This is a genomic window from uncultured Microbacterium sp., assembly GCF_963521695.1.
Taxonomy (GTDB): Bacteria; Actinomycetota; Actinomycetes; order Actinomycetales; family Microbacteriaceae; genus Microbacterium.
In genome coordinates this window covers 1-2,931 of the sequence record NZ_CAUQWC010000319.1, presented here as the reverse complement: position 1 = coordinate 2,931, position 2,931 = coordinate 1, and the positions used below count along the sequence as shown (strand labels likewise).

General features: G+C 71.9%; 3 protein-coding genes. 2 read left to right on the top strand and 1 reads right to left on the bottom strand.

The genetic code is table 11. The annotated features are described in order from the left end of the window. On the top strand, positions 1-186 hold a 186-nt coding region (locus tag RWP81_RS15820), incomplete at its 5' end, for a ferredoxin family protein (protein ID WP_399540624.1). A gap of 3 nt (positions 187-189) precedes the next feature. Next, entirely contained in the window at positions 190-1,293 is a 1,104-nt protein-coding gene (dapC, locus tag RWP81_RS15815; protein ID WP_314457713.1) for a succinyldiaminopimelate transaminase, read from the top strand. Between the two features lie 39 nt (positions 1,294-1,332). Here the strand turns inward: dapC and RWP81_RS15810 are convergent. Next, on the bottom strand, positions 1,333-2,931 hold a 1,599-nt coding region (locus RWP81_RS15810), incomplete at its 5' end, for an ABC transporter ATP-binding protein (protein WP_314457711.1).

Below are 2,931 nucleotides of genomic sequence, written 5' to 3'. Positions count from 1 at the left end.
TGCGAGCCGGTCTGCCCCGTCGAGGCGATCTACTACGAAGACGACCTGCCCGAAGAGTGGGCGGACTACTACAAGGCCAACGTCGAGTTCTTCGACGACATCGGCTCGCCCGGTGGCGCCGCCAAGGTCGGCGTGATCGCGAAGGATCACCCCGTCATCTCGCAGCTGCCTCCGCAGAGCCACTGAGCCGTGGGCGTCGCCGACCTCGCCGACTACCCCTGGGATGCGGTCGCACCCTACGCGGAGCGCGCTCGACGTCACCCCGACGGCATCGTCGACCTGTCGATCGGCTCACCCGTCGATCCCACTCCCGCGGTCGTCGCTGAGGCACTCGCCGACGCGACCGATGCGCATTCGTACCCGCAGACCGCCGGTACACCGGCGCTTCGCGAGGCGATCGCCGAGTGGTATCACCGTCGCCGCGGCGTCCCCGGTCTCGAGGCCGCGAACGTTCTTCCCACGGTCGGCTCCAAAGAGCTCGTGGCGCTGCTGCCCCTCCTGCTGAACCTCGGCCCCGGTGATGTCGTCGTGCACCCGCGCGCCGCGTACCCGACCTACGAGGTCGGTGCCCGTCTCGTGGGCGCCGAGGCCGTGGCATCCGATGACCCGGCCGAGTGGCCCGCTCGCACAAAGCTCGTGTGGATCAACTCGCCCGGAAATCCCGACGGCCGGGTGCTCTCGGTCGACGAGCTTCAGGATGCCGTGACGCGCGCCCGCGAGCTCGGCGCCGTCCTGGCGTCCGACGAGTGCTACGCCGAGCTCGGGTGGGACGCACCGTGGGACACCGAACGCGTGCCCAGCGTGCTCGACCCGACCGTCGTGGGCGACGACCTCACCGACGTGCTGTCGGTGTACTCGCTCAGCAAGCAGTCCAATCTCGCCGGGTATCGCGCGGCGTTCCTCGCCGGAGACCCGGCGCTCGTGGCGCGCCTGCTGACCGGGCGGAAGCACCTCGGTCTCATGCCGCCGGCTCCCGTGCAGCGAGCGATGACCGTCGCCCTCGGCGATGACGCGCACGTCGCCGCGCAGCGCGAGCTCTACGCCCGCCGCCGCGCGGTGCTGAAGCCCGCGGTCGAGGCAGCCGGATTCACCATCGATCACAGCGAGGGTGGGCTGTACCTGTGGGCGACCGAGGGGCGCGACGCGTGGGAGAGCGTGGAGCGCCTCGCTGAACTCGGCATCCTGGTCGGTCCGGGACACTTCTACGGCGAGCACTACCCGAACCACGTGCGTTTCTCGCTGACGGCGACCGACGAGCGGATCGCCGCGGCGGCGGAGCGTCTCCGGGCGTAGCGGCCCCCTGGCGGCGGATGGGTTCCGCGGCGGCTCAGCTCATCGACCCCTGCTCCACGCCGCCCACAGCCGTGCGTACTCACCGCCCGCCAGGCGTAGTTCGTCGTGCGTGCCCTCCTCGGTGATGCGTCCGCCCTCCATGAGGACGATCCGATCGGCTCGCGATGCCTGACTGAGACGGTGCGCGACCACCAGCGCTGTGCGCCCGCGCGCAACGGTGTCGGCGGCTTCCTCGAGCCGGTCCGCGTCGCTCGAGCCCGCTTCTGCGGTCGCCTCGTCGAGCACCACGAACGCGGGGTCGGCCAGCAGCACGCGAGCGAGCGCGATCTGCTGTGCCTCGGCCGGGGTGACGGGGGTACCCGAGGCTCCGATGGGCTCGTCGTGGCCGAGGGGGAGCCGTGCGGAGAGGGCATCGGCCCCGACGTCCTTCAGCGCGCGGTGGAGCTCGGCATCCGTCGATCCAGGCCGGGCGAGGAGCAGATTCTCTCGCAGGGTGGTGTCGAAGACGTGCACGTCCTGCGTCACGAGGGCACGCGAGCGGGGGCGGCGCACCTCGCCACGCACCGGCGTGTGCACGCCCGCGGCGATCGCGGCGAGCGTCGTCTTCCCCGCGCCGGATGCGCCGACGACCGCGACCGTTTCGCCGGGGGCGATCCGCAGCGACACTTTGTGCAGCACGGGATGGTCGGTGGTGAAGGCGTGCTCGATGGCGGTGAGCGTGACGCCGTCGCCGTGCGGAGCGTCGACGGCGGTTTCGTCCGCGCGGATGACCCCGACGATGCGGCCGAGCGAAGCCAGGGCCGACTGCATGTCGTCGGTGACGAAGAGCAGCTGATTGATGGGTCCGAACAGACGGAGGAACAGCAGCATCGCGGCGGTCGTGCCGCCCACGGTCCCCGCCCCCGTCGACACCAGCGCGAAGCCGGCGACGAGGAGTCCCGCCATGCCGAGGAACTCCGCCGCATTCAGCCGGGCGAAGAACAGGTTCTGGATGCCGCGGGCCCGCATGCTCCACGACACCACGGTCCATGACGCGTCGGCGATACGGGCGAGCCGCGATTCTGCGAGCCCGAACGCCCGGACCGTCTCGCGACCGCGCAATGCGTCGAGCAGTTGCTGCGAACGGTCGGTCATCGCCGCCCGCTCCGCCGCATACACCGCGGGTGCGGTGCGCAGGTACCGGCGGACCGCCCAGACGTGCACGGGTGCGAGGGCCGCGAGCACGACGGCGTACCAGGGGTCGATCAGGGCCATGCCCGCGAGAGTGACGACGATCGTGAACGCCGAGCCGACCACCGCGGGCACCACGCGGGGGATCGCATCGCTGACCTCGGCGACGTCGTCGGCTGCGCGAGCGATCAGGTCGCCCGTGCCGGCGCGCTCCACCCGGTCCTGTCGCAGGCGCAGTGCCACCTCGACCATGCGTTCGCGCAGGTTCGCCAACGCGCTCTCGCACAGGTGCGATGCGGCGACCAGGCCGACGGCGCCGAGTGCCGCGCCGACGATCACCGCCGCGCCCATCACCCCGGCCAGCAGCACGACGAGGTGAGGGGAGCGATCGCCGGCCGCCACCGCGTCGACGACGGCGCCGAGCGCGAGCGGACCGACGACGCCGGCGGTCGCGGCGGTGAGCACGAC